The 20,124-nt window shown below is 52.6% G+C and carries 18 protein-coding genes, 2 tRNA genes and 3 rRNA genes; 14 read left to right on the top strand and 9 right to left on the bottom strand.

The annotated features are described in order from the left end of the window. The first annotated feature begins 54 nt into the window (after nucleotides 1-54). A complete protein-coding gene (gene tilS, locus ACREYP_RS18250) occupies nucleotides 55-1,362 on the top strand; it encodes a tRNA lysidine(34) synthetase TilS (RefSeq protein WP_336818444.1) in 1,308 nt (435 codons plus the stop codon). Further along, nucleotides 1,359-1,670, top strand: coding sequence for a c-type cytochrome (locus ACREYP_RS18245; protein WP_008456960.1), 312 nt, complete (start codon nucleotides 1,359-1,361; stop codon nucleotides 1,668-1,670). The genes tilS and ACREYP_RS18245 overlap by 4 nt, the downstream gene beginning before the upstream one ends. A 55-nt stretch (nucleotides 1,671-1,725) precedes the next feature. Here the strand turns inward: ACREYP_RS18245 and rof are convergent, their stop codons facing one another. Continuing rightward, nucleotides 1,726-1,986 carry a Rho-binding antiterminator gene (rof, locus tag ACREYP_RS18240; RefSeq protein WP_336818445.1) on the bottom strand — a complete coding sequence of 87 codons (261 nt, stop codon included), beginning with the start codon at nucleotides 1,984-1,986 and terminating at the stop codon, nucleotides 1,726-1,728. Next, nucleotides 1,973-2,173 (bottom strand): YaeP family protein, encoded by a 201-nt coding sequence (locus tag ACREYP_RS18235; protein ID WP_008456963.1) that lies wholly within the window; start codon nucleotides 2,171-2,173, stop codon nucleotides 1,973-1,975. Before ACREYP_RS18235 ends, rof begins: the two co-directional genes overlap by 14 nt. A 198-nt stretch (nucleotides 2,174-2,371) precedes the next feature. On the opposite strand from ACREYP_RS18235, the gene ACREYP_RS18230 reads away from it, so the two are divergent. Genes ACREYP_RS18230 through nlpE form a run of 3 tightly spaced genes read left to right on the top strand, consistent with a single transcriptional unit; the run spans nucleotide 2,372 to nucleotide 4,059 of the window. Then, the gene (locus ACREYP_RS18230) at nucleotides 2,372-2,914 is read left to right on the top strand and encodes a YaeQ family protein (protein WP_008456965.1); all 543 of its coding nucleotides are present in this window, start codon (nucleotides 2,372-2,374) and stop codon (nucleotides 2,912-2,914) included. Next, complete coding sequence (arfB, locus tag ACREYP_RS18225; protein ID WP_336818446.1) at nucleotides 2,911-3,333, top strand: alternative ribosome rescue aminoacyl-tRNA hydrolase ArfB; 423 nt, start codon at nucleotides 2,911-2,913, stop codon at nucleotides 3,331-3,333. Before ACREYP_RS18230 ends, arfB begins: the two co-directional genes overlap by 4 nt. A 36-nt stretch (nucleotides 3,334-3,369) precedes the next feature. Then, nucleotides 3,370-4,059, top strand: coding sequence for an envelope stress response activation lipoprotein NlpE (nlpE, locus tag ACREYP_RS18220; RefSeq protein WP_008456969.1), 690 nt, complete (start codon nucleotides 3,370-3,372; stop codon nucleotides 4,057-4,059). Nucleotides 4,060-4,109: 50 nt separating this feature from the next. On the opposite strand, the gene proS is transcribed toward nlpE, so the two are convergent. From proS to metN, 6 genes are all read right to left on the bottom strand, one after another. Beyond that, a complete protein-coding gene (gene proS / locus ACREYP_RS18215) occupies nucleotides 4,110-5,828 on the bottom strand; it encodes a proline--tRNA ligase (protein ID WP_008456972.1) in 1,719 nt (572 codons plus the stop codon). A 110-nt stretch (nucleotides 5,829-5,938) separates the two neighbouring features. Then, entirely contained in the window at nucleotides 5,939-6,646 is a 708-nt protein-coding gene (gene tsaA / locus ACREYP_RS18210) for a tRNA (N6-threonylcarbamoyladenosine(37)-N6)-methyltransferase TrmO (protein ID WP_336818447.1), read from the bottom strand. After that, nucleotides 6,643-7,047 carry an envelope stress sensor lipoprotein RcsF gene (rcsF, locus tag ACREYP_RS18205; RefSeq protein ID WP_008456976.1) on the bottom strand — a complete coding sequence of 135 codons (405 nt, stop codon included), beginning with the start codon at nucleotides 7,045-7,047 and terminating at the stop codon, nucleotides 6,643-6,645. The genes tsaA and rcsF overlap by 4 nt, the downstream gene beginning before the upstream one ends. A 113-nt stretch (nucleotides 7,048-7,160) precedes the next feature. Next, complete coding sequence (locus tag ACREYP_RS18200; protein WP_008456978.1) at nucleotides 7,161-7,976, bottom strand: MetQ/NlpA family lipoprotein; 816 nt, start codon at nucleotides 7,974-7,976, stop codon at nucleotides 7,161-7,163. A gap of 30 nt (nucleotides 7,977-8,006) precedes the next feature. Beyond that, nucleotides 8,007-8,660, bottom strand: a complete 654-nt coding sequence (locus ACREYP_RS18195) for a methionine ABC transporter permease MetI (RefSeq protein ID WP_008456980.1) — start codon at nucleotides 8,658-8,660, stop codon at nucleotides 8,007-8,009. Further along, a complete protein-coding gene (gene metN, locus ACREYP_RS18190) occupies nucleotides 8,653-9,684 on the bottom strand; it encodes a methionine ABC transporter ATP-binding protein MetN (protein WP_008456982.1) in 1,032 nt (343 codons plus the stop codon). The genes ACREYP_RS18195 and metN overlap by 8 nt, the downstream gene beginning before the upstream one ends. Nucleotides 9,685-9,872: 188 nt before the next feature. Between metN and gmhB the strand changes: the two genes are divergently transcribed. The 7 genes from gmhB to dkgB all read left to right on the top strand — a co-directional run bounded on the left by gmhB (nucleotide 9,873) and on the right by dkgB (nucleotide 16,968). Further along, nucleotides 9,873-10,433, top strand: coding sequence for a D-glycero-beta-D-manno-heptose 1,7-bisphosphate 7-phosphatase (gene gmhB, locus ACREYP_RS18185; RefSeq protein WP_008456984.1), 561 nt, complete (start codon nucleotides 9,873-9,875; stop codon nucleotides 10,431-10,433). A gap of 378 nt (nucleotides 10,434-10,811) precedes the next feature. Then, nucleotides 10,812-12,351: ribosomal RNA gene (locus ACREYP_RS18180) — 16S ribosomal RNA — on the top strand. Between the two features lie 85 nt (nucleotides 12,352-12,436). After that, a tRNA-Glu gene (locus ACREYP_RS18175) sits at nucleotides 12,437-12,512 on the top strand. Nucleotides 12,513-12,733: 221 nt separating this feature from the next. Then, a 23S ribosomal RNA gene (locus tag ACREYP_RS18170) occupies nucleotides 12,734-15,640 on the top strand. A 98-nt stretch (nucleotides 15,641-15,738) separates the two neighbouring features. Then, nucleotides 15,739-15,854: ribosomal RNA gene (gene rrf / locus ACREYP_RS18165) — 5S ribosomal RNA — on the top strand. The 16S, 23S and 5S rRNA genes sit together here with 2 tRNA genes alongside, the layout of an rRNA operon. 55 nt (nucleotides 15,855-15,909) lie before the next feature. Beyond that, nucleotides 15,910-15,986 (top strand) — tRNA-Asp (locus tag ACREYP_RS18160). A 175-nt stretch (nucleotides 15,987-16,161) separates the two neighbouring features. After that, nucleotides 16,162-16,968 (top strand): 2,5-didehydrogluconate reductase DkgB, encoded by an 807-nt coding sequence (dkgB, locus tag ACREYP_RS18155; protein WP_008457256.1) that lies wholly within the window; start codon nucleotides 16,162-16,164, stop codon nucleotides 16,966-16,968. Nucleotides 16,969-16,974: 6 nt separating this feature from the next. On the opposite strand, the gene yafC is transcribed toward dkgB, so the two are convergent. Further along, complete coding sequence (gene yafC / locus ACREYP_RS18150) at nucleotides 16,975-17,877, bottom strand: DNA-binding transcriptional regulator YafC (protein WP_336818453.1); 903 nt, start codon at nucleotides 17,875-17,877, stop codon at nucleotides 16,975-16,977. A gap of 104 nt (nucleotides 17,878-17,981) precedes the next feature. Here yafC and ACREYP_RS18145 point away from each other — a divergent pair, with 104 nt between their 5' ends. Both ACREYP_RS18145 and ACREYP_RS18140 read left to right on the top strand, forming a co-directional pair. After that, nucleotides 17,982-19,157 (top strand): MFS transporter, encoded by a 1,176-nt coding sequence (locus tag ACREYP_RS18145; RefSeq protein WP_336818454.1) that lies wholly within the window; start codon nucleotides 17,982-17,984, stop codon nucleotides 19,155-19,157. Between the two features lie 146 nt (nucleotides 19,158-19,303). Then, nucleotides 19,304-20,107: an endonuclease/exonuclease/phosphatase family protein gene (locus tag ACREYP_RS18140; protein WP_008457262.1), complete on the top strand. Its 804-nt coding sequence runs from the start codon at nucleotides 19,304-19,306 to the stop codon at nucleotides 20,105-20,107. Nucleotides 20,108-20,124 lie beyond the last annotated feature (17 nt).

Genomic DNA, 20,124 nt, shown 5'->3' with positions numbered 1-20,124 from the left:
CAGCGCCGCGAATGCCCGGTAATTTGCCGGGCAAACCCCTCGTAACGACAAACTATGACTAGCCGCGAACTTCAGTCTTTTCTGCATCCTCACCGCCAACTGCTGGTGGCGTTTAGCGGTGGGCTGGATTCGACGGTTCTGCTGCATCAAGTCGTTACCCTGCGAGATACTCTGCAACCTGGCCTGAATATCAGGGCAATGCATATCCACCATGGACTCAGCCCGAGAGCAGACAGCTGGGTGGAACATTGCCGGGCAATTTGTGAGAAGTGGAACGTGCCCTTCGAAGTGGCTTATGTTCAGCTTCCCTCCGGCGGCCAGGGGGTTGAAGGGGAAGCGAGGGCGGCCCGCTACCAGGCGCTTTCTGACTCGCTTTTGGCAGGTGAAGTGCTGCTGACGGCACAGCATTTGGACGACCAGTGTGAGACCTTCCTGTTGGCGCTTAAACGCGGCAGCGGCCCGGCCGGGCTGGCGTCGATGCCTGCGATTTTGCCTTTTAGCGACACATTATTATTGCGCCCGTTGCTGGCAACTTCACGGGCACAGCTTGAGGAGTGGGCTGGCGTTCACCGGCTAAGCTGGATTGAGGACGAAAGTAATCAGGACGATAAGTATGACCGGAATTTCCTGCGTCTGAGAGTCGTTCCTCTGCTGCAGCAAAGATGGCCCCATTTTTCCCGCAGCGTTGCCCGCAGCGCTGCGTTATGCGGCGAGCAGGAACAGCTGCTTGATGAACTGCTTGCCGAACAGCTGGATAACTTGATGTCACCCGAGGGCGCGCTGCATATTGAGTCGATGCTGGCGATGAGTGAGGCACGGCGATTTGCCCTGCTGCGGCGCTGGCTCTCCTGGCATCGGGCTGCGATGCCGTCCCGGGCTTCTCTTCAACATTTATGGCAGGAAGTCGCTTTAAGTCGGGAAGATGCCAATCCTCGCCTTCGCCTGGGCGAACATGAAATCAGGCGTTTTCAGGGGGAACTGTATTGGGTTCCGCTGCTGACCATCGATCGGGAAAAAAGCTATTTATGGCCCGCACCTTATCACCCCATGAATCTCCCTGGGCTGGGAATGATTTTACTCAGCGAGAAGGGAATGCCGGTGCGTGCGCCAGCAGAGGACGAAATTGTTAGCCTGCGTTTTAAGGCTTCGGGTTTGCTGCATATTGTCGGCCGTGATAAAAGGCGAACGCTGAAAAAAATCTGGCAGGAATTGCGCATTCCGCCATGGGAACGTGACGCCACGCCGCTGCTGTTTTATGGCGAGCAACTTATCGCTGCGCCGGGTATTTTTGTCACTCGTGAAGGACAAGCTACGGAACATTCATGCTGGCACATAGACTGGCAAAAGGGAGTTGAGCAATGAAAAAAGTCGTATTGCTGCTTGGGCTGATAGTCTGCAGTTTACCTGCTCTGGCGAAAGGCGATCCCCAGGCCGGGGAAGCGAAGGCCATGACCTGCGTTGCCTGCCATGGCATGAGTGGGAAAGCTTCTGCGCCGCTGTACCCAAACATTGGCGGGCAGAGCGAAGCTTATCTGGAGCATTCGCTTCAGGCTTATAAAAAAGGGGAGCGCAGCGGTGGGCAGGCAGAAATCATGAAGGCTTACGTCAGCGGGCTTTCAGACGAGGATATCTCTGATTTAGCGGCCTACTACGCCTCAATGAAGCCGTAAACAAAACGGGCAGCCTCGATAGCTGCCCGTTTTGTTTGAGATGGGGTGATCAGATTTATTCGACGCTCACCACGATAGTGCCGATTTCGGGGTGGCTAAAGCTGTTAATTTTATCGAGGCGTAGCTCACGCGTAGTGCCAGCGTTATCGACAACCAGGTATTCGACGTTTTTACGAGAAACCAGATCGCTCGCTTTGGCTTTCAAAACCTCCCCGTCTTTTAACTCCAGCGTCAGTAACAAATGATGCTGGCAGGCGAGCTCGAGATTGTCATAATCATCACAGTTGATGGGTTGATACGCATCATTCATTGACATAATCGCTCACCAGTAAGTTCGCGGCAGCATAAGCCGCCTGTTCCCTGACCGACTCCGATACGGCCTCGCTGGAGGCAACTTCGTTCAGAGCCTTCAATACGCATCCTAAGGCATCAGGAATATAGCCTAAATCGCCGCTGGCAATTTCCGCATAGCGTTGCCGAACTAATTCACAATACTTTTCCACATACCCTCCTCTCAGAGTCCCGACTTCAGACCTACTCGTGGGGTCAAGTCTAAGCCTACGAAGATAAACTCTGTTTAGCAAGGTGACTATACCACAGCAATGTAACCGATATCAGCCACGCAAATATACCCGTCATACTCAGAGCCGAAGGAGTGTTATTTCGCTACAATAGCGCGCAATTGTGTATGGAGAAGTGTGATGGCGTTAAAAGCGACAATTTATAAGGCGACGGTGAATGTGGCCGATCTCGATCGTAATCGGTTTCTGGACAGCAGCCTGACGCTGGCGCGTCATCCCTCGGAAACGCAGGAGCGCATGATGCTGCGCCTGCTGGCATGGATTAAATATGCGGATGAGCGTCTGGAATTTACCCGTGGCCTCAGCGCAGAAGACGAGCCGGAAATCTGGCGTAAAAACGATCACCTTGGCATTGATTTGTGGGTAGAACTAGGGTTACCGGAAGAACGTCGGGTCAAAAAAGCCTGCAGCCAGTCGGCTGAGGTGGCATTGTTTACCTATAATAGTCGGGCGGCGGAAATTTGGTGGCAGCAAAACCAGACCCGCCTGAGCCAGTTTAAAAACCTGTCCATCTGGTATCTGGATGACGCACAGCTGGCGAAGCTAAGTGAGTTTGGTACGCGCACCATGAACCTGCAGGCGACGATTCAGGATGGCGCAATCTGGCTGTCCGACAGCGAGAATAATCTGGAAATTCACTTTACGGCCTGGCTGCAACAATGATTTCCGTGTCGCGAACGGTCGTTATCCCGGACAATGAAGTCACGATTACCGCGATTCGTGCCCAGGGGGCGGGCGGGCAGCATGTGAATAAAACCTCAACGGCGATTCATTTGCATTTTGATATTCCTGCCTCTAGCCTGCCGGAGTCGTATAAGATACGTCTGCTGGCGGTAAGTCACCATTTGATCACGCCTGAGGGCGTGGTGGTGATTAAAGCCCAGGAATACCGAAGCCAGGAGATGAACCGCGAAGCGGCGGTGGCTCGCCTGGTTTCATTGATACAAGAACTCACCGTAGTGCAGAAGAGCCGCCGTGCCACAAAGCCGACGCGGGCTTCTAAAGAGCGGCGTCTGGCCTCAAAGGCGCAGAAATCGACAACCAAAGCACTACGCGGCAAAGTTCGTCGTCATCCGGAGTAGCGACGAACATTGGGACAACGGCATAAGGAATGAAGCATGAAGAAGAGTCTTCTGGCTGCGCTGGCAGCGCTCAGCCTGTTCACGCTATTTGGCTGTAATAATCGTACGGAAACGCAAACTTTGATCCCGGCTCAGGCGGCGGAATTGAAACCGATGCAGCAGAGCTATCGCGGCGTAGTGCCGTGTGCGGATTGTGAAGGGATTGAAACCTCGCTGTTCCTGGAAAAGGACGGCACCTGGGTGATGAATCAGACTTACCAGGGTAAAGGAGCCTCATTTGCCAGCTACGGTAAATGGGCGCGGACTGCCGATAAACTGGTCTTAACCGACAGCGAAGGCGAGAAGCAGTATTACCACCCTAAAGGCGACAGCCTGGTGATGCTGGATCGTGAAGGCAATCCGATTGATTCGCAGTTCAACTACACGCTAAAAGCGGTGGATGCGAAGCTGCCGTCAACGCCAATGCCGATGAAAGGCAAGTATAAATACATGGCTGACGCGGCGGTATTCCAGGACTGTGCGACCGGTAAAACCTTTGCCGTTGCGGATAATGCCGAGCTCGAAAGAGCCTATGCGGCAGCACGCGGCAAGAACAGCGCGCCAATCCTGCTGGTGGTAGAAGGGCACTTTACGCTGCAGGCTTCTCCAGACAGTGGGGAGTTACAAAAAGCGCTGGTCGCGGATAAGGGTGCGAAGTTTAAGCCCGGCAAAGAGTGTAACGACTAAAACGAAAAAGCCCGTCCAGATGGACGGGCTTTTTTATGCTCAGCGGTTAATTAGCCTTTGATCTGCTTCACCAGGAAATCAACGATCTCGTTGGTTTTGATCATCTGCTTCTCACCGGCACGGCGATGTTTGTATTCGATCTCTTCGTTGTCGAGATTGCGGTCGCCGATAACGATAGTGTGAGGAATACCAATCAGCTCCATGTCGGCAAACATCACGCCTGGACGCTCTTTACGATCGTCCAGCAGCACGTCGATGCCCTGCGCGCGCAGCGTGGTATACAGCTCTTCAGCCAGCTGCTGCACGCGGAATGACTTGTGCATGTTCATTGGCAGAATCGCAACGTGGAACGGGGCGATAGCGTCCGGCCACAGAATACCGCGATCGTCAAAGTTCTGTTCAATCGCAGCCGCGACCACGCGGGTAACACCGATGCCATAGCAACCCATGGTCAGGGTCTGGTTACGGCCATCTTCACCCTGAACCGCGGCTTTCAGCGCTTCAGAGTACTTGGTACCCAACTGGAAGATGTGACCCACTTCGATGCCGCGCTTGATCATCAAGGTGCCTTTGCCGTCCGGGCTTGGATCGCCGGCCACAACGTTACGGATATCCGCAACTTCTGGCAGCGCAACATCGCGTTCCCAGTTAATGCCGATAAAGTGTTTGCCGTCGATGTTTGCGCCAGCGGCGAAATCACTCATTGCCGCAACGCTGCGGTCAATCACAACTGGAACAGGCAGATTGATTGGACCCAGGGAACCAGGACCGGCTTTCACGATGTCGCGAATTTCTTGTTCGGTGGCGAATGTTAGCGGACTTGCTACCTGCGGCAGTTTCTCAGCCTTCACTTCGTTCAGCTCGTGATCGCCACGAACCAGCAAAGCAACCAGCGGATAAGCGCTGCCTTCGGTGGCTTTCACCAGCAGAGTCTTAACCGTTTTCTCGATTGGCAGGTTGAACTGCTCAACCAGCTCGGCGATAGTTTTTGCGTTCGGGGTGTCGATTTGGCTCATTTCAGCGGTTGGCGCTGCGCGGCCTGCTGCCGGCGCTAAAGCTTCAGCGAATTCGATGTTTGCCGCATAGTCTGAGCTGTCAGAGAAGATTACATCGTCTTCACCGCTTTGGGCCAGTACCTGGAACTCATGGGAAGCGCTGCCGCCAATAGAGCCGGTATCTGCCTGAACGGCACGGAAATCCAGACCCATACGGGAGAAAATCTTGCTGTAAGCCTCATACATCTTGTCGTAGGTTTCCTGCAGGGATTCCTGAGACGTATGGAACGAGTAGGCGTCTTTCATCAGGAATTCGCGGGAACGCATTACGCCAAAACGTGGGCGCACTTCGTCACGGAATTTAGTCTGGATCTGGAACAGATTCAGCGGCAGCTGCTTGTAGGAGCTCAGTTCGTTGCGAATCAGGTCGGTGATCACTTCTTCGTGGGTTGGACCCAGCACGAAAGGACGTTCGCCACGGTCAACAAAGCGCAGCAGCTCCGGGCCGTATTGTTCCCAACGTCCACTCTCCTGCCACAGGTCGGCGGGTTGAACCACCGGCATGCACATTTCGATAGCACCGGCGTTGTTCATTTCTTCACGCACGATGTTTTCGACTTTCTTCAGGACGCGCAAACCGGTTGGCAGCCAGGTGTATAAACCGGAGGCCAGCTTGCGGATCATCCCGGCGCGCAGCATCAGCTGGTGGCTGACTACTTCAGCGTCGGCAGGTGTCTCCTTCAGAGTGGAGAGCAGGTATTGGCTAGTACGCATGTTGTTACGGTTCCATTTGAACGGCAGAGCGCAGGCCAGCGGCGGCCTGCTTCAAAAAAAGTGGTTTAGTTTACCAGTGTGGCAGAGATGTCAAAAGAGAGAGGGCTAAATTAACTCGTTTCGAGAGCGAACACTTCAAAACCGTGTTCTGTGATGCGCCAGCGAACGTTAAAGTCCAGCAGCAGAACGGCGTAAGTTTTCCCGACATCTTCACCTTTACGATAGGCAGGACGAGGGTCCTGAGCAAGCACCTGACTGATAAAACGCGCAAGATGCGGATAGCGTTTTTCCAGCCCGGTCAACTGATGCTGCACTTCTGGTGTAAACATCACAGGCATGTCCGCCTGCGGAGCCTGCTGTGCATAGCCAGCACGTGCGTCCGGCACGGCTTCTGCAAATGGCAGGTACGGTTTGATATCTACAATGGGCGTGCCATCCACCAAATCCAGACTGCCGAGCTGTAAGATCACTTCATCTTTTTGGCAACGAATACCTTTAAGCTCAACCAGCGACATGCCGATTGGATTCGGGCGAAACGTGGAACGCGTAGCAAACACGCCCATTCGCGCGTTTCCGCCAAGCCGGGGAGGACGTACGGTTGGGCGCCAGCCGCCTTCCATCGTTTGGTGAAAGACAAACAATAGCCACAGGTGGCTAAACTCTTCCAGCCCACGAACGGCATCGGCCTGGTTGTAAGGCGCAAGCAGACGCAGTTCACCGCCGCCGTCTTTGATCAGACCGGGCTGACGCGGGACGGCGAACTTTTCTTTATAAGGGGAGCGAATAACGCCTATTTGTGCAAATTGAAATGGGGTCATTGCGCCGAAACTTGCAGCGCGGAGCCAACGCAAACAGCCTGACGGTAGCACCCTGGCGTGCCGGTGGTGATGTCGCAGCTGTGCTGCAGGACCGCATTGGCTTTCATTTTGGAGGCATTAATCTGCATGCGTTTACGTGCTGTCGGGATATTCGGGGGAGAATCCTGATTGCTTGCCTGGCAAGACTCGCCGCTGACTTCGCCTAAATCACGGAACGGTTTACCCACCAAGTCTTCTGCGTTGGTGTAGATTCTGACCGGAACAGGGCGAGGCGCTTTCGGTTTCTCTGTTTCTGTCTTCGGCGCAGCTGCCGTGCTTTGAACGGGTTCTACTGGGGATCTGCTTAGCATTGAACAGCCGCTCAGCGCGAAGGCTAATAAACAGATCGGTAAAGCACGCATAATATTTCCTCAATGAATGTAAAACGGGGAACATTGAAGCAAGCTCGAACCAAAATAACAAGGCGGGCTTGCGCCCGCCTTTAATTATTTACGTAAAACTGAAGAATGGAAACTTACCAGCCTTTAACCGCGCCGCCGTTAAAGACTTTGTTAGCCGCTTCGTTCACTTCATCAGACTGATAGGCCTGAACGAACTTCTTCACGTTTTCTGCATCTTTGTTGTCTTCACGAGAAACGATCAGGTTCACGTAAGGCGAGTTTTTGTCTTCAACGAAGATACCGTCTTTCGCTGGTGTCAGGCCAATCTGGCTAGCGTAAGTGGTGTTGATGATGGCCAGAGCAATCTGCGCATCGTCAAGAGAACGCGGCAGTTGCGGTGCTTCCAGCTCAACCAGTTTCAGATTTTTTGGGTTCTCGGTGACATCCAGCACGGTTGGCAACAGACCAACGCCGTCTTTCAGTTTGATCAGACCTTCTTTCTGCAGCAGCAGCAGAGAACGGCCGAGGTTAGTCGGGTCGTTTGGCAGTGCTACCTGAGAACCCGGCTGCAGTTCAGCCAGTGATTTGATTTTTTTGGAGTAGCCGGCAATTGGATAAACAAAGGTATTGCCTACGGAAACCAGCTTATAACCACGATCTTTGATCTGCTGATCCAGGTAAGGTTTGTGCTGGAAGGCGTTAACGTCGATATCGCCTTTGCTAAGTGCTTCGTTTGGCAGGACATAGTCGGTAAAGGTCACCAGCTCAACATCGAGGCCATACTTCTCTTTAGCCACTTTCTGAGCCACTTCCGCAACCTGCTGCTCAGCGCCAGCAATCACGCCGACTTTAATGTGGTTTGGATCTTTCTCTTCCTGACCGCAACCCACCAGGGCCAGAGAGCCAATCAGAGCGCCGACCGCGGCGAACGTTTTAAAGTTAAAAGCCATGTCCTTTTCCTTGTATGAATGCAGTTGTGTTTATTTGTGTGTAACAGCCCGGACGATACGATCGCCAGAGAATTGAATTAAGTAAACCAGCACGACCAGCAGAACCAGTACGGTATTCATTACGGTAGCGTTGTAGCCGATGTACCCGTACTGATAGCCAATCTGCCCCAAACCACCGGCACCGACGGCACCACCCATAGCAGAATAGCCCACTAAAGTGATAAGGGTAATCGTCGCGGCATTGACCAGGCCTGGAAGCGCTTCTGGAAGCAGTACTTTACGAATGATTTGCAGCGGCGTAGCGCCCATCGCGCGTGAAGCTTCAATCAGGCCGGTTGGAATTTCCAGCAGGGCATTTTCAACCATACGCGCAATAAACGGCGCGGCACCAACGGTCAACGGAACGATAGCCGCTTGCAGGCCGATAGATGTTCCTACGATGACGCGAGTAAAAGGGATCATCCAGACAAGCAGGATAATGAATGGAATAGAACGGAAAATGTTAACGATCGCCGAGAGGCTGCGGTAAAGCTTCGCATTGGCGCTGATTTGCCCAGGACGAGTGATGTAAAGCAGCACGCCGACTGGCAGACCGAGCACAAATCCGAAGAAACCGGAAACAAAGGTCATGGCCAACGTTTCATATACGCCGCGAGCCAGTAACCAAATCATTGCTTCAGACATAACCCAGCACCTCTACTTTCACGTGTTGCTCCTGCAGCCAGGCAATAGCCGCTTGCGTATCTTTTGGCTCGCCGTGCATTTCACACAGCATGATGCCGAACTTCACCCCACCGGCATAATCCATCTGCGCGCTAATAATGTTGCTGTTCACGTTGAAGGTACGTGCTGTTTCTGAGAGCAGTGGGGCATCGACCGACTGGCCAGTGAACTCCAGGCGTAATAAAGGTACCGCATTTTCTTTATGCTCTGCGTTCAGACGCTGCGCGTAATCTTCCGGCACGTCGAGGTGCAGTGTGGACTGAATAAACTGCTGCGCCAGAGGCGTTTTCGGATGGGAGAACACTTCGCTCACCGTATCCTGCTCAATAAGCTCGCCGTTGCTGATCACGGCCACGCAGTCACAAATACGTTTGACCACATCCATCTCGTGGGTGATAAGCAGAATGGTCAGGCCCAGGCGGCGGTTAATGTCTTTCAGCAGCTCCAGAATAGAGCGGGTCGTGGCTGGGTCCAACGCGCTGGTAGCTTCGTCACACAGCAGGACCTTTGGATTGCTGGCAAGCGCACGAGCAATCGCGACGCGCTGCTTCTGACCGCCGGAAAGGTTTGCAGGCCAGGCATCGTGCTTTTCACCTAAACCTACTAAGTCCAGTAGCTCGGTAACGCGACGTTTAATCTCTTCTTTTGGCGTGTTATCCAACTCGAGCGGCAGAGCGACGTTACCAAAAACGGTACGCGAAGAAAGCAGATTAAAGTGCTGGAAGATCATACCGATCTGGCGGCGGGCTTTGGTTAACTGGGTTTCAGAAAGCGTTGTCAGGTCCTGACCGTCAACCAGAACTGAACCTTCGGTTGGACGTTCAAGCAGGTTTACACAGCGGATAAGGGTGCTTTTCCCCGCACCGGACGCGCCAATCACGCCATAAATTTGCCCGGCAGGTACGTGCAGACTGACATTGTTCAATGCCTGTATGCTGCGGTTTCCCTGCTGGAACACCTTGGTGATATTTGAAAGTTTAATCATTGAGTTATTTATTATCGTATCTGTATTAGCCGTGGAATTTTCTGCTACCAGTAACCAAAGTTACCGTAATCGATATGGATGTTAAGGCATCCAGACGTCTAAATCAATCAGCGAGTGAAGGACTGTTCTCTCCTTATTACTAAATCATGCGATACTAAACGTCATTAACCCGTTTCAGGAGTTCTCAAGTGGCACAGTCCGTACCCGCTATTTTTCTCGACCGCGATGGCACCATTAATGTCGATCATGGCTATGTATATGAAGTTGACCGGTTCGAGTTTATTGATGGTGTTATAGAAGCAATGCGCGAATTAAAAGAGATGGGCTTTGCTCTGGTGCTGGTGACTAACCAGTCCGGCATTGCGCGCGGGATGTTCACCGAGGCTGACTTTGAAAACCTGACCGAATGGATGGACTGGTCGCTGGCGGACCGCGGCGTCGATCTCGACGGCATCTATTATTGCCCTCATCACCCGGATGGGAGCGTGAAAGAGTTTAGCCAGACTTGTGACTGTCGTAAGCCGCAGCCTGGCATGCTGATTTCTGCCCGTGACTTCCTGCACATTGATATGGCTTCTTCTTATATGGTCGGCGATAAAATTGAAGATATGCAGGCTGGTGCTGCCGCAATGGTGGGGACTAAAGTGCTGGTTCGCACCGGCAAACCAGTGACAGAAGCAGGTGAGGCGGCCGCAGATGTGGTTATTAATAGCCTCGCAGACCTGCCAAAACTCATCAAAAAGCGCTAAAAATAAGCATTTCGCCTAAAAAATAGCCTGTCAGAAAGTTTTTTCAAATTAGGGGTTGTCAGGCTCTGAGAACTCCCTATAATGCGCCTCCACTGACACGGCGAAGCGGCTTCGAAAGCGGCTTCACAACCCGGTAGTCAGTCAGACGAAAGCGAAAATAAACGCTTGACTCTGAAAGAGGAAAGCGTAATATACGCCACCTCGAGTTAGCAAGCGAAAGCGACTGACTCACTGCTCTTTAACAATTTATCAGACAATCTGTGTGGGCACTCGCAGGATTGATATCTCAGCATCTCCGGATGCAAACAAATATCAAGTCTTGAAGAGTGACTACTGATTTTATAAACAGTTTTAATTCTTTGAGCATCAAACACTTTTAAATTGAAGAGTTTGATCATGGCTCAGATTGAACGCTGGCGGCAGGCCTAACACATGCAAGTCGAGCGGTAGCACGGGGAGCTTGCTCCTGGGTGACGAGCGGCGGACGGGTGAGTAATGTCTGGGGATCTGCCTGATGGAGGGGGATAACTACTGGAAACGGTAGCTAATACCGCATAACGTCGCAAGACCAAAGAGGGGGACCTTCGGGCCTCTTGCCATCAGATGAACCCAGATGGGATTAGCTAGTAGGTGGGGTAATGGCTCACCTAGGCGACGATCCCTAGCTGGTCTGAGAGGATGACCAGCCACACTGGAACTGAGACACGGTCCAGACTCCTACGGGAGGCAGCAGTGGGGAATATTGCACAATGGGCGCAAGCCTGATGCAGCCATGCCGCGTGTATGAAGAAGGCCTTCGGGTTGTAAAGTACTTTCAGCGAGGAGGAAGGCATTAAGGTTAATAACCTTGGTGATTGACGTTACTCGCAGAAGAAGCACCGGCTAACTCCGTGCCAGCAGCCGCGGTAATACGGAGGGTGCAAGCGTTAATCGGAATTACTGGGCGTAAAGCGCACGCAGGCGGTTTGTTAAGTCGGATGTGAAATCCCCGGGCTCAACCTGGGAACTGCATTCGAAACTGGCAAGCTTGAGTCTTGTAGAGGGGGGTAGAATTCCAGGTGTAGCGGTGAAATGCGTAGAGATCTGGAGGAATACCGGTGGCGAAGGCGGCCCCCTGGACAAAGACTGACGCTCAGGTGCGAAAGCGTGGGGAGCAAACAGGATTAGATACCCTGGTAGTCCACGCCGTAAACGATGTCGACTTGGAGGTTGTGCCCTTGAGGCGTGGCTTCCGGAGCTAACGCGTTAAGTCGACCGCCTGGGGAGTACGGCCGCAAGGTTAAAACTCAAATGAATTGACGGGGGCCCGCACAAGCGGTGGAGCATGTGGTTTAATTCGATGCAACGCGAAGAACCTTACCTACTCTTGACATCCAGAGAACTTTCCAGAGATGGATTGGTGCCTTCGGGAACTCTGAGACAGGTGCTGCATGGCTGTCGTCAGCTCGTGTTGTGAAATGTTGGGTTAAGTCCCGCAACGAGCGCAACCCTTATCCTTTGTTGCCAGCGGTTCGGCCGGGAACTCAAAGGAGACTGCCAGTGATAAACTGGAGGAAGGTGGGGATGACGTCAAGTCATCATGGCCCTTACGAGTAGGGCTACACACGTGCTACAATGGCGCATACAAAGAGAAGCGACCTCGCGAGAGCAAGCGGACCTCATAAAGTGCGTCGTAGTCCGGATTGGAGTCTGCAACTCGACTCCATGAAGTCGGAATCGCTAGTAATCGTAGATCAGAATGCTACGGTGAATACGTTCCCGGGCCTTGTACACACCGCCCGTCACACCATGGGAGTGGGTTGCAAAAGAAGTAGGTAGCTTAACCTTCGGGAGGGCGCTTACCACTTTGTGATTCATGACTGGGGTGAAGTCGTAACAAGGTAACCGTAGGGGAACCTGCGGTTGGATCACCTCCTTACCTAAAAGATACAACCCGCGTAGTGCTCACACAGATTGTCTGATAGATGTAGAGAAGCAAGGCGTCTTGCGATTGAGACTTCAGTGTCCCCTTCGTCTAGAGGCCCAGGACACCGCCCTTTCACGGCGGTAACAGGGGTTCGAATCCCCTAGGGGACGCCACTTGCTGGTATGTAAGTGAAAGTTGCGTGCCGAACTATCTCAAAGCTGACTTGAAAGAGTCATGTTTGAGATATTTGCTCTTTAACAATCCGGAACAAGCTGAAAATTGAAACGACATGTCGTCTTATTCTTCCGTAATAAAGAATGAGGTTAAGACATGTTCGAGTCTCTCAAATTTTCACAATATCGATTGTGTCTTACGAGACACCTTCGGGTTGTGAGGTTAAGCGACTAAGCGTACACGGTGGATGCCCTGGCAGTCAGAGGCGATGAAGGACGTGCTAATCTGCGATAAGCGTCGGTAAGGTGATATGAACCGTTATAGCCGGCGATTTCCGAATGGGGAAACCCAGTGTGATCCGTCACACTATCATTACGTGAATACATAGCGTAATGAAGCGAACCGGGGGAACTGAAACATCTAAGTACCCCGAGGAAAAGAAATCAACCGAGATTCCCCCAGTAGCGGCGAGCGAACGGGGAGCAGCCCAGAACCTGAATCAGTTTGTGTGTTAGTGGAAGCGTCTGGAAAGTCGCAGGGTACAGGGTGATACTCCCGTACACTAAAATGCACATACTGTGAGTTCGAAGAGTAGGGCGGGACACGTGGTATCCTGTCTGAATATGGGGGGACCATCCTCCAAGGCTAAATACTCCTGACTGACCGATAGTGAACCAGTACCGTGAGGGAAAGGCGAAAAGAACCCCGGCGAGGGGAGTGAAAAAGAACCTGAAACCGTGTACGTACAAGCAGTGGGAGCCTCTTTATGGGGTGACTGCGTACCTTTTGTATAATGGGTCAGCGACTTATATTCTGTAGCAAGGTTAACCGTATAGGGGAGCCGCAGGGAAACCGAGTCTTAACTGGGCGTTAAGTTGCAGGGTATAGACCCGAAACCCGGTGATCTAGCCATGGGCAGGTTGAAGGTTGGGTAACACTAACTGGAGGACCGAACCGACTAATGTTGAAAAATTAGCGGATGACTTGTGGCTGGGGGTGAAAGGCCAATCAAACCGGGAGATAGCTGGTTCTCCCCGAAAGCTATTTAGGTAGCGCCTCGTGAACTCATCTTCGGGGGTAGAGCACTGTTTCGGCTAGGGGGCCATCCCGGCTTACCAACCCGATGCAAACTACGAATACCGAAGAATGTTATCACGGGAGACACACGGCGGGTGCTAACGTCCGTCGTGAAGAGGGAAACAACCCAGACCGCCAGCTAAGGTCCCAAAGTCATGGTTAAGTGGGAAACGATGTGGGAAGGCACAGACAGCCAGGATGTTGGCTTAGAAGCAGCCATCATTTAAAGAAAGCGTAATAGCTCACTGGTCGAGTCGGCCTGCGCGGAAGATGTAACGGGGCTAAACCATGCACCGAAGCTGCGGCAGCGACACTATGTGTTGTTGGGTAGGGGAGCGTTCTGTAAGCCGTCGAAGGTGAACTGTGAGGTTTGCTGGAGGTATCAGAAGTGCGAATGCTGACATAAGTAACGATAAAGCGGGTGAAAAGCCCGCTCGCCGGAAGACCAAGGGTTCCTGTCCAACGTTAATCGGGGCAGGGTGAGTCGACCCCTAAGGCGAGGCCGAAAGGCGTAGTCGATGGGAAACAGGTTAATATTCCTGTACTCGGTGTTACTGCGAAGGGGGGACGGAGAAGGCTATGTTAGCCGGGCGACGGTTGTCCCGGTTTAAGCATGTAGGCGGAGCGTTTAGGTAAATCCGGACGCTTATTAAACGCTGAGGTGTGATGACGAGGCACTACGGTGCTGAAGTAACAAATGCCCTGCTTCCAGGAAAAGCCTCTAAGCATCAGGTAACATTGAATCGTACCCCAAACCGACACAGGTGGTCAGGTAGAGAATACCAAGGCGCTTGAGAGAACTCGGGTGAAGGAACTAGGCAAAATGGTGCCGTAACTTCGGGAGAAGGCACGCTGTCATCAGGTGAAGCCCCTCGCGGGTGGAGCTGAAGGCAGTCGAAGATACCAGCTGGCTGCAACTGTTTATTAAAAACACAGCACTGTGCAAACACGAAAGTGGACGTATACGGTGTGACGCCTGCCCGGTGCCGGAAGGTTAATTGATGGGGTTATCCGCAAGGAGAAGCTCTTGATCGAAGCCCCGGTAAACGGCGGCCGTAACTATAACGGTCCTAAGGTAGCGAAATTCCTTGTCGGGTAAGTTCCGACCTGCACGAATGGCGTAATGATGGCCAGGCTGTCTCCACCCGAGACTCAGTGAAATTGAAATCGCTGTGAAGATGCAGTGTACCCGCGGCAAGACGGAAAGACCCCGTGAACCTTTACTATAGCTTGACACTGAACATTGAGCCTTGATGTGTAGGATAGGTGGGAGGCTTTGAAGCGTGGACGCCAGTCTGCGTGGAGCCAACCTTGAAATACCACCCTTTAATGTTTGATGTTCTAACGTAGACCCGTGATCCGGGTTGCGGACAGTGTCTGGTGGGTAGTTTGACTGGGGCGGTCTCCTCCTAAAGCGTAACGGAGGAGCACGAAGGTTAGCTAATCACGGTCGGACATCGTGAGGTTAGTGCAAAGGCATAAGCTAGCTTGACTGCGAGAGTGACGGCTCGAGCAGGTGCGAAAGCAGGTCTTAGTGATCCGGTGGTTCTGAATGGAAGGGCCATCGCTCAACGGATAAAAGGTACTCCGGGGATAACAGGCTGATACCGCCCAAGAGTTCATATCGACGGCGGTGTTTGGCACCTCGATGTCGGCTCATCACATCCTGGGGCTGAAGTAGGTCCCAAGGGTATGGCTGTTCGCCATTTAAAGTGGTACGCGAGCTGGGTTTAGAACGTCGTGAGACAGTTCGGTCCCTATCTGCCGTGGGCGCTGGAGAATTGAGGGGGGCTGCTCCTAGTACGAGAGGACCGGAGTGGACGCATCACTGGTGTTCGGGTTGTCATGCCAATGGCATTGCCCGGTAGCTAAATGCGGAAAAGATAAGCGCTGAAAGCATCTAAGCGCGAAACTTGCCCCGAGATGAGTTCTCCCTGACCCTTTAAGGGTCCTGAAGGAACGTTGAAGACTACGACGTTGATAGGCTGGGTGTGTAAGCGTAGCGATACGTTGAGCTAACCAGTACTAATGATCCGTGAGGCTTAACCTTACAACACCGAAGGTGTTTTGAGAGACGAAAGATTTTCAGCTTAGTTCAGGATTAGATTGATGGTTATATGGAAATATAACGGTCAATAACAGAATTTGCCTGGCGGCCGTAGCGCGGTGGTCCCACCTGACCCCATGCCGAACTCAGAAGTGAAACGCCGTAGCGCCGATGGTAGTGTGGGGTCTCCCCATGCGAGAGTAGGGAACTGCCAGGCATCAAATTAAGCAGTAAACCGGGGCAACAAACCGGTGGTTGTAGAAAAATTCGGTGGAGCGGTAGTTCAGTCGGTTAGAATACCTGCCTGTCACGCAGGGGGTCGCGGGTTCGAGTCCCGTCCGTTCCGCCACTTATTTAAGCCCTGAGTCTTAGACTCAGGGCTTTTTTGTTTTTAAATTTCATCACACACGGCGGCATTGTTGCTGATTTAGCAAAAATCTTCTGCATTTATCTGCCTTTTTCATCAAAGTTCTCCCCTGCATACTCTGCCTCATACAAACGCACACCCTATAATGAGGTTAATAATGGCAATTCCTGCATTCGGTCTGGGCACTTTCCGCCTGAAAGACGACGTCGTCATCGCATCGGTTAAAACTGCGCTGGAACTGGGCTATCGCGCAGTAGACACTGCTCAAATCTATGATAATGAAGCGGCTGTTGGTCAGGCCCTGGAAGAAAGCGGTATTCCGCGTGATGAACTGTTTATCACCACCAAGATCTGGATCGAAAATCTGAGTAAGGACAAGCTGATCCCGAGCCTGAAGGATAGCCTGGCGAAACTGAATACTGATTATGTCGATCTGACCCTGATCCACTGGCCATCACCAAACGACGCCGTACCGGTTGCTGAATTTATGCAGGCGCTGTTGTCGGCGAAAGAAGCGGGTCTGACTCGCCAGATTGGGATTTCGAACTTTACGGTTGAGCTGATGCAGCAGGCCATTGACGCCATTGGCGCTGAAAACATTGCGACTAACCAGATCGAACTGTCGCCATACCTGCAAAACCGTACCGTTGTTGAGTGGGCAAAACAGCATAACATCCACATCACGTCTTACATGACGCTGGCGTATGGCAAGGCACTGGCAGACGAAACGATTGGCCGCATTGCACAGAAGCATCAGGCGACCCCTGCTCAGGTGATTCTGGCGTGGGCGATGGCTCTGGGTTACGCAGTCATTCCTTCATCTACCAAACGTGTGAATCTCGAAAGCAACCTGCAGGCGCTGAACTTGAAGCTGGATGCAGAAGACATGGCGGCTATTGCTGCTCTGGAATGCAATGACCGCCTGGTGAGCCCGGAAGGTCTGGCACCAAAGTGGGATAACTGATCCTGATTAAGGCCCTGCATGGGGCCGTTTTACTGCGTCACTCAGAAAATCAATAAATGCACGAATACGTGTACTGACCGCCCGGTCGCTATAGTACACCGCACTGAAAGGCATATTGACCGGCAAAAGTTTATCGGCCAGCACCTCAACGAACTCTCCGCTCTCAATCTCTTTATCAATCATAAAATCCGACAGGCAGGCAATGCCGTTTCCCGTCAGGCAGAGCTGCTTAAGTGTCTCGCCACTATTCGAAGATAACCCAGGCTTGATCTCAAAAAGCTGCCCATCCGCTTGTGAAACAGGCCAGCGGTTAAGAGATGACGGCTCGGTAAAGCCCAGGCAGACATGATTCATCAAATCGTCAGCAGTCTCCGGCACACCGTGTGCCGCCAGATATTCAGGTGATGCAATAATCTTGCGATAACTGCTAAAGAGTGGGCGGGCACGTAAGCTTGAGTCGGTTAAATTGCCCACGCGGATCGCCACATCGACTTTGCGTTCGATGAGGTTAATGAAGGTTTCTGAAGAGACTAGCGAGAGCGTCATTTCCGGGTAGCGTTCGCGGAACGGTTTTATCAGCGGCATCAGTAAATGCAACATTACCGGCGTTGCGGCATCAATGCGCAATAATCCCCGCGGCGTTTGCTTACTTTCCATCACTTCATTTTCGGCTGCGGCCATCGCCTGCAGAATCTGCTGCACGTTACGGAAGTAGCGTTCACCTTCCTCCGTCAGGCTCAGCTGCCGGGTTGTGCGGTTGAGCAGGCTTACTCCCAGCTTCATCTCCAGCTTTTTAACCGTTCTGCTTACCGCAGAGTTAGCCTGTCCCAGCTGTTCTGCTGCGCGGCTAAAACTCCCGCTTTCTACTACGGCAACGAAAATCGCAAGTTCTTCCGATGTAGCCTTCATTGTTGCTCCACAAGCAAAATTCTATTGAGATTTTACATATTTTTGTTATTTAAGCATCCCGCCATACTGCGTGTCATCAAAAGACACCTGTTATGGAGTAAATTATGCCTCTGGCGCTTCTGGCACTGACAATCAGTGCTTTCGCAATCGGTACTACTGAATTTGTGATTGTCGGGCTTGTGCCGACCATCGCTGAACAACTCGCGATCTCCGTGCCGTCGGCAGGATTGCTGGTTTCTATCTATGCCCTGGGCGTAGCCATTGGCGCGCCTGTCCTGACCGCTTTAACGGGTAAATTGCCGCGTAAACAGCTGTTGATCGGGCTTATGGCTCTCTTTACAGTGGGTAACGTTATTGCCTGGCTGTCGCCTAATTACGAGACCCTGGTTGTGGCACGTCTACTAACTGGCCTGGCGCACGGCGTGTTTTTCTCTATTGGCTCGACGATTGCGACAAGCCTTGTGCCTAAAGAGAAAGCTGCTTCGGCCATTGCCATTATGTTTGGTGGCCTGACGGTAGCGCTGGTGACCGGCGTGCCATTAGGCACTTTCATCGGGCAGCATTTTGGCTGGCGTGAAACCTTCCTCGCGGTATCGGCTATTGGCGTGATCGCGTTAATCAGCAGCATGATCCTTATCCCGAAAGATATTCCTAACCGTGCGATGGCGGGAATAAAAGAGCAATTACAGGTCCTGACGCATCCGCGTCTGGTACTGATCTATCTGGTTACTGCTCTGGGCTATGGTGGCGTGTTCACCGCCTTCACCTTCCTTGCTCCAATGATGCAGGATCTGGCCGGCTTCTCACCTTCTGCGGTTAGCTGGATCCTGCTCGGTTATGGCGTATCGGTGGCTATCGGTAACATCTGGGGTGGGAAACTGGCGGATCGTCACGGTGCGGTGCCGGCCCTGAAGTTTATCTTTGCTGCTCTGGCTGCGTTACTTCTGGTCTTCCAGGTCACAGCGCATTCACATGTTGCTGCCTTGCTGACGATTTTGGTGATGGGTGTTTTTGCTTTCGGCAATGTGCCGGGATTACAAGTTTATGTTGTCCAAAAGGCTGAGCAATACACGCCCAACGCGGTAGATGTTGCCTCTGGGCTCAACATCGCGGCCTTTAACGTAGGGATTGCCCTGGGCTCCATCATTGGCGGTCAGACTGTACAGAACTTCGGCCTGGCGCAAACGCCCTGGATTGGCGCCGTGATTGTTGTTGTGGCACTGCTGTTAATAGGCTTAAGTGGCCGACTCGATAAGCAATCACGGGTTGCCATCGGTTAAGTTTTATCCTTCCGGAGCGTGATTGTTTACGTTCCGGAAAGGCAATGGTTTGTAATGGTCGTTGAAAGTCTGCGCTAAAGTCCCTATAACTGAAAGATAGCCTGCGAGCTGCGGGCAAGTTGAGTTACTGAGGTCGTTAGCCAAACGTGCACAAGAATACCTATGCCATGAGATATGTAGCCGGACAGCCAGCAGAGCGCATTCTGCCTCCTGGCTCGTTCGCGACTATCGGCCAGGCATTACCCCCCGGTGAACCTTTACCCGGTCAGGACACAATTCGCGTTCTGGTGTGGAACATCTTTAAGCAGCAGCGGGCCGACTGGCTTTCAGTGCTGCAAACCTTCGGCAAAGACGCACATCTGATGTTGCTCCAGGAAGCGCAAACGACGCCTGAGCTGGTCAGGTTTGCGACTTCTAACTATCTGGCTGCCGACCAGGTTCCTGCCTTTGTTTTACCCCAGCATCCTTCTGGCGTGATGACGTTGTCTGCAGCCCATCCGGTATATTGCTGCCCGCTGCGTGAACGCGAGCCGATCCTGCGCTTGTCTAAATCAGCTTTGGTCACGGTCTATCCGCTGCCAGACGGACGCATGTTGATGGTGATTAATATCCACGCCGTCAATTTTAGCCTCGGTGTCGATGTCTACAGCAAGCAGTTGGGGCCTATTGGAGACCAGATAGGGCATCACAACGGGCCGGTGATCATGGCCGGTGATTTCAATGCCTGGAGCCGTCCACGCATGAACGCGCTCTTCCGCTTTGCCCGCGAGATGACGCTCAGGGAAGTCCGCTTTACTGACGATCACCGCCGCCGGGCGTTTGGTCGCCCTCTTGATTTTGTGTTCTATCGTGGCCTGAACGTCACCGAAGCTTCGGTGCTGGTGACTCGTGCATCAGACCATAATCCGCTACTAGTTGAATTCCGTCCCGGCAAGCCTGAGCTGAAATAAGGTTCGTCAGGTCTGCC

Origin of the sequence: Enterobacter sp. TMH.L2, from assembly GCF_050847315.1 — a bacterium.
Lineage (GTDB): Bacteria > Pseudomonadota > Gammaproteobacteria > Enterobacterales > Enterobacteriaceae > Cedecea.
Note: the sequence above shows the minus strand (reverse complement) of the source record. Positions and strands in the feature narration are given on the sequence as shown.

Coding starts and splice junctions, on each gene's coding strand:
- tilS (WP_336818444.1), top strand. CDS start 55: ATGACTAGCCGCGAACTTCAGTCTTTTCTGCATCCTCACCGCCAACTG.
- ACREYP_RS18245 (WP_008456960.1), top strand. CDS start 1,359: ATGAAAAAAGTCGTATTGCTGCTTGGGCTGATAGTCTGCAGTTTACCT.
- rof (WP_336818445.1), bottom strand. CDS start 1,986: ATGTCAATGAATGATGCGTATCAACCCATCAACTGTGATGATTATGAC.
- ACREYP_RS18230 (WP_008456965.1), top strand. CDS start 2,372: ATGGCGTTAAAAGCGACAATTTATAAGGCGACGGTGAATGTGGCCGAT.
- arfB (WP_336818446.1), top strand. CDS start 2,911: ATGATTTCCGTGTCGCGAACGGTCGTTATCCCGGACAATGAAGTCACG.
- nlpE (WP_008456969.1), top strand. CDS start 3,370: ATGAAGAAGAGTCTTCTGGCTGCGCTGGCAGCGCTCAGCCTGTTCACG.
- proS (WP_008456972.1), bottom strand. CDS start 5,828: ATGCGTACTAGCCAATACCTGCTCTCCACTCTGAAGGAGACACCTGCC.
- tsaA (WP_336818447.1), bottom strand. CDS start 6,646: ATGACCCCATTTCAATTTGCACAAATAGGCGTTATTCGCTCCCCTTAT.
- rcsF (WP_008456976.1), bottom strand. CDS start 7,047: ATGCGTGCTTTACCGATCTGTTTATTAGCCTTCGCGCTGAGCGGCTGT.
- ACREYP_RS18200 (WP_008456978.1), bottom strand. CDS start 7,976: ATGGCTTTTAACTTTAAAACGTTCGCCGCGGTCGGCGCTCTGATTGGC.
- ACREYP_RS18195 (WP_008456980.1), bottom strand. CDS start 8,660: ATGTCTGAAGCAATGATTTGGTTACTGGCTCGCGGCGTATATGAAACG.
- metN (WP_008456982.1), bottom strand. CDS start 9,684: ATGATTAAACTTTCAAATATCACCAAGGTGTTCCAGCAGGGAAACCGC.
- dkgB (WP_008457256.1), top strand. CDS start 16,162: ATGGCAATTCCTGCATTCGGTCTGGGCACTTTCCGCCTGAAAGACGAC.
- yafC (WP_336818453.1), bottom strand. CDS start 17,877: ATGAAGGCTACATCGGAAGAACTTGCGATTTTCGTTGCCGTAGTAGAA.
- ACREYP_RS18145 (WP_336818454.1), top strand. CDS start 17,982: ATGCCTCTGGCGCTTCTGGCACTGACAATCAGTGCTTTCGCAATCGGT.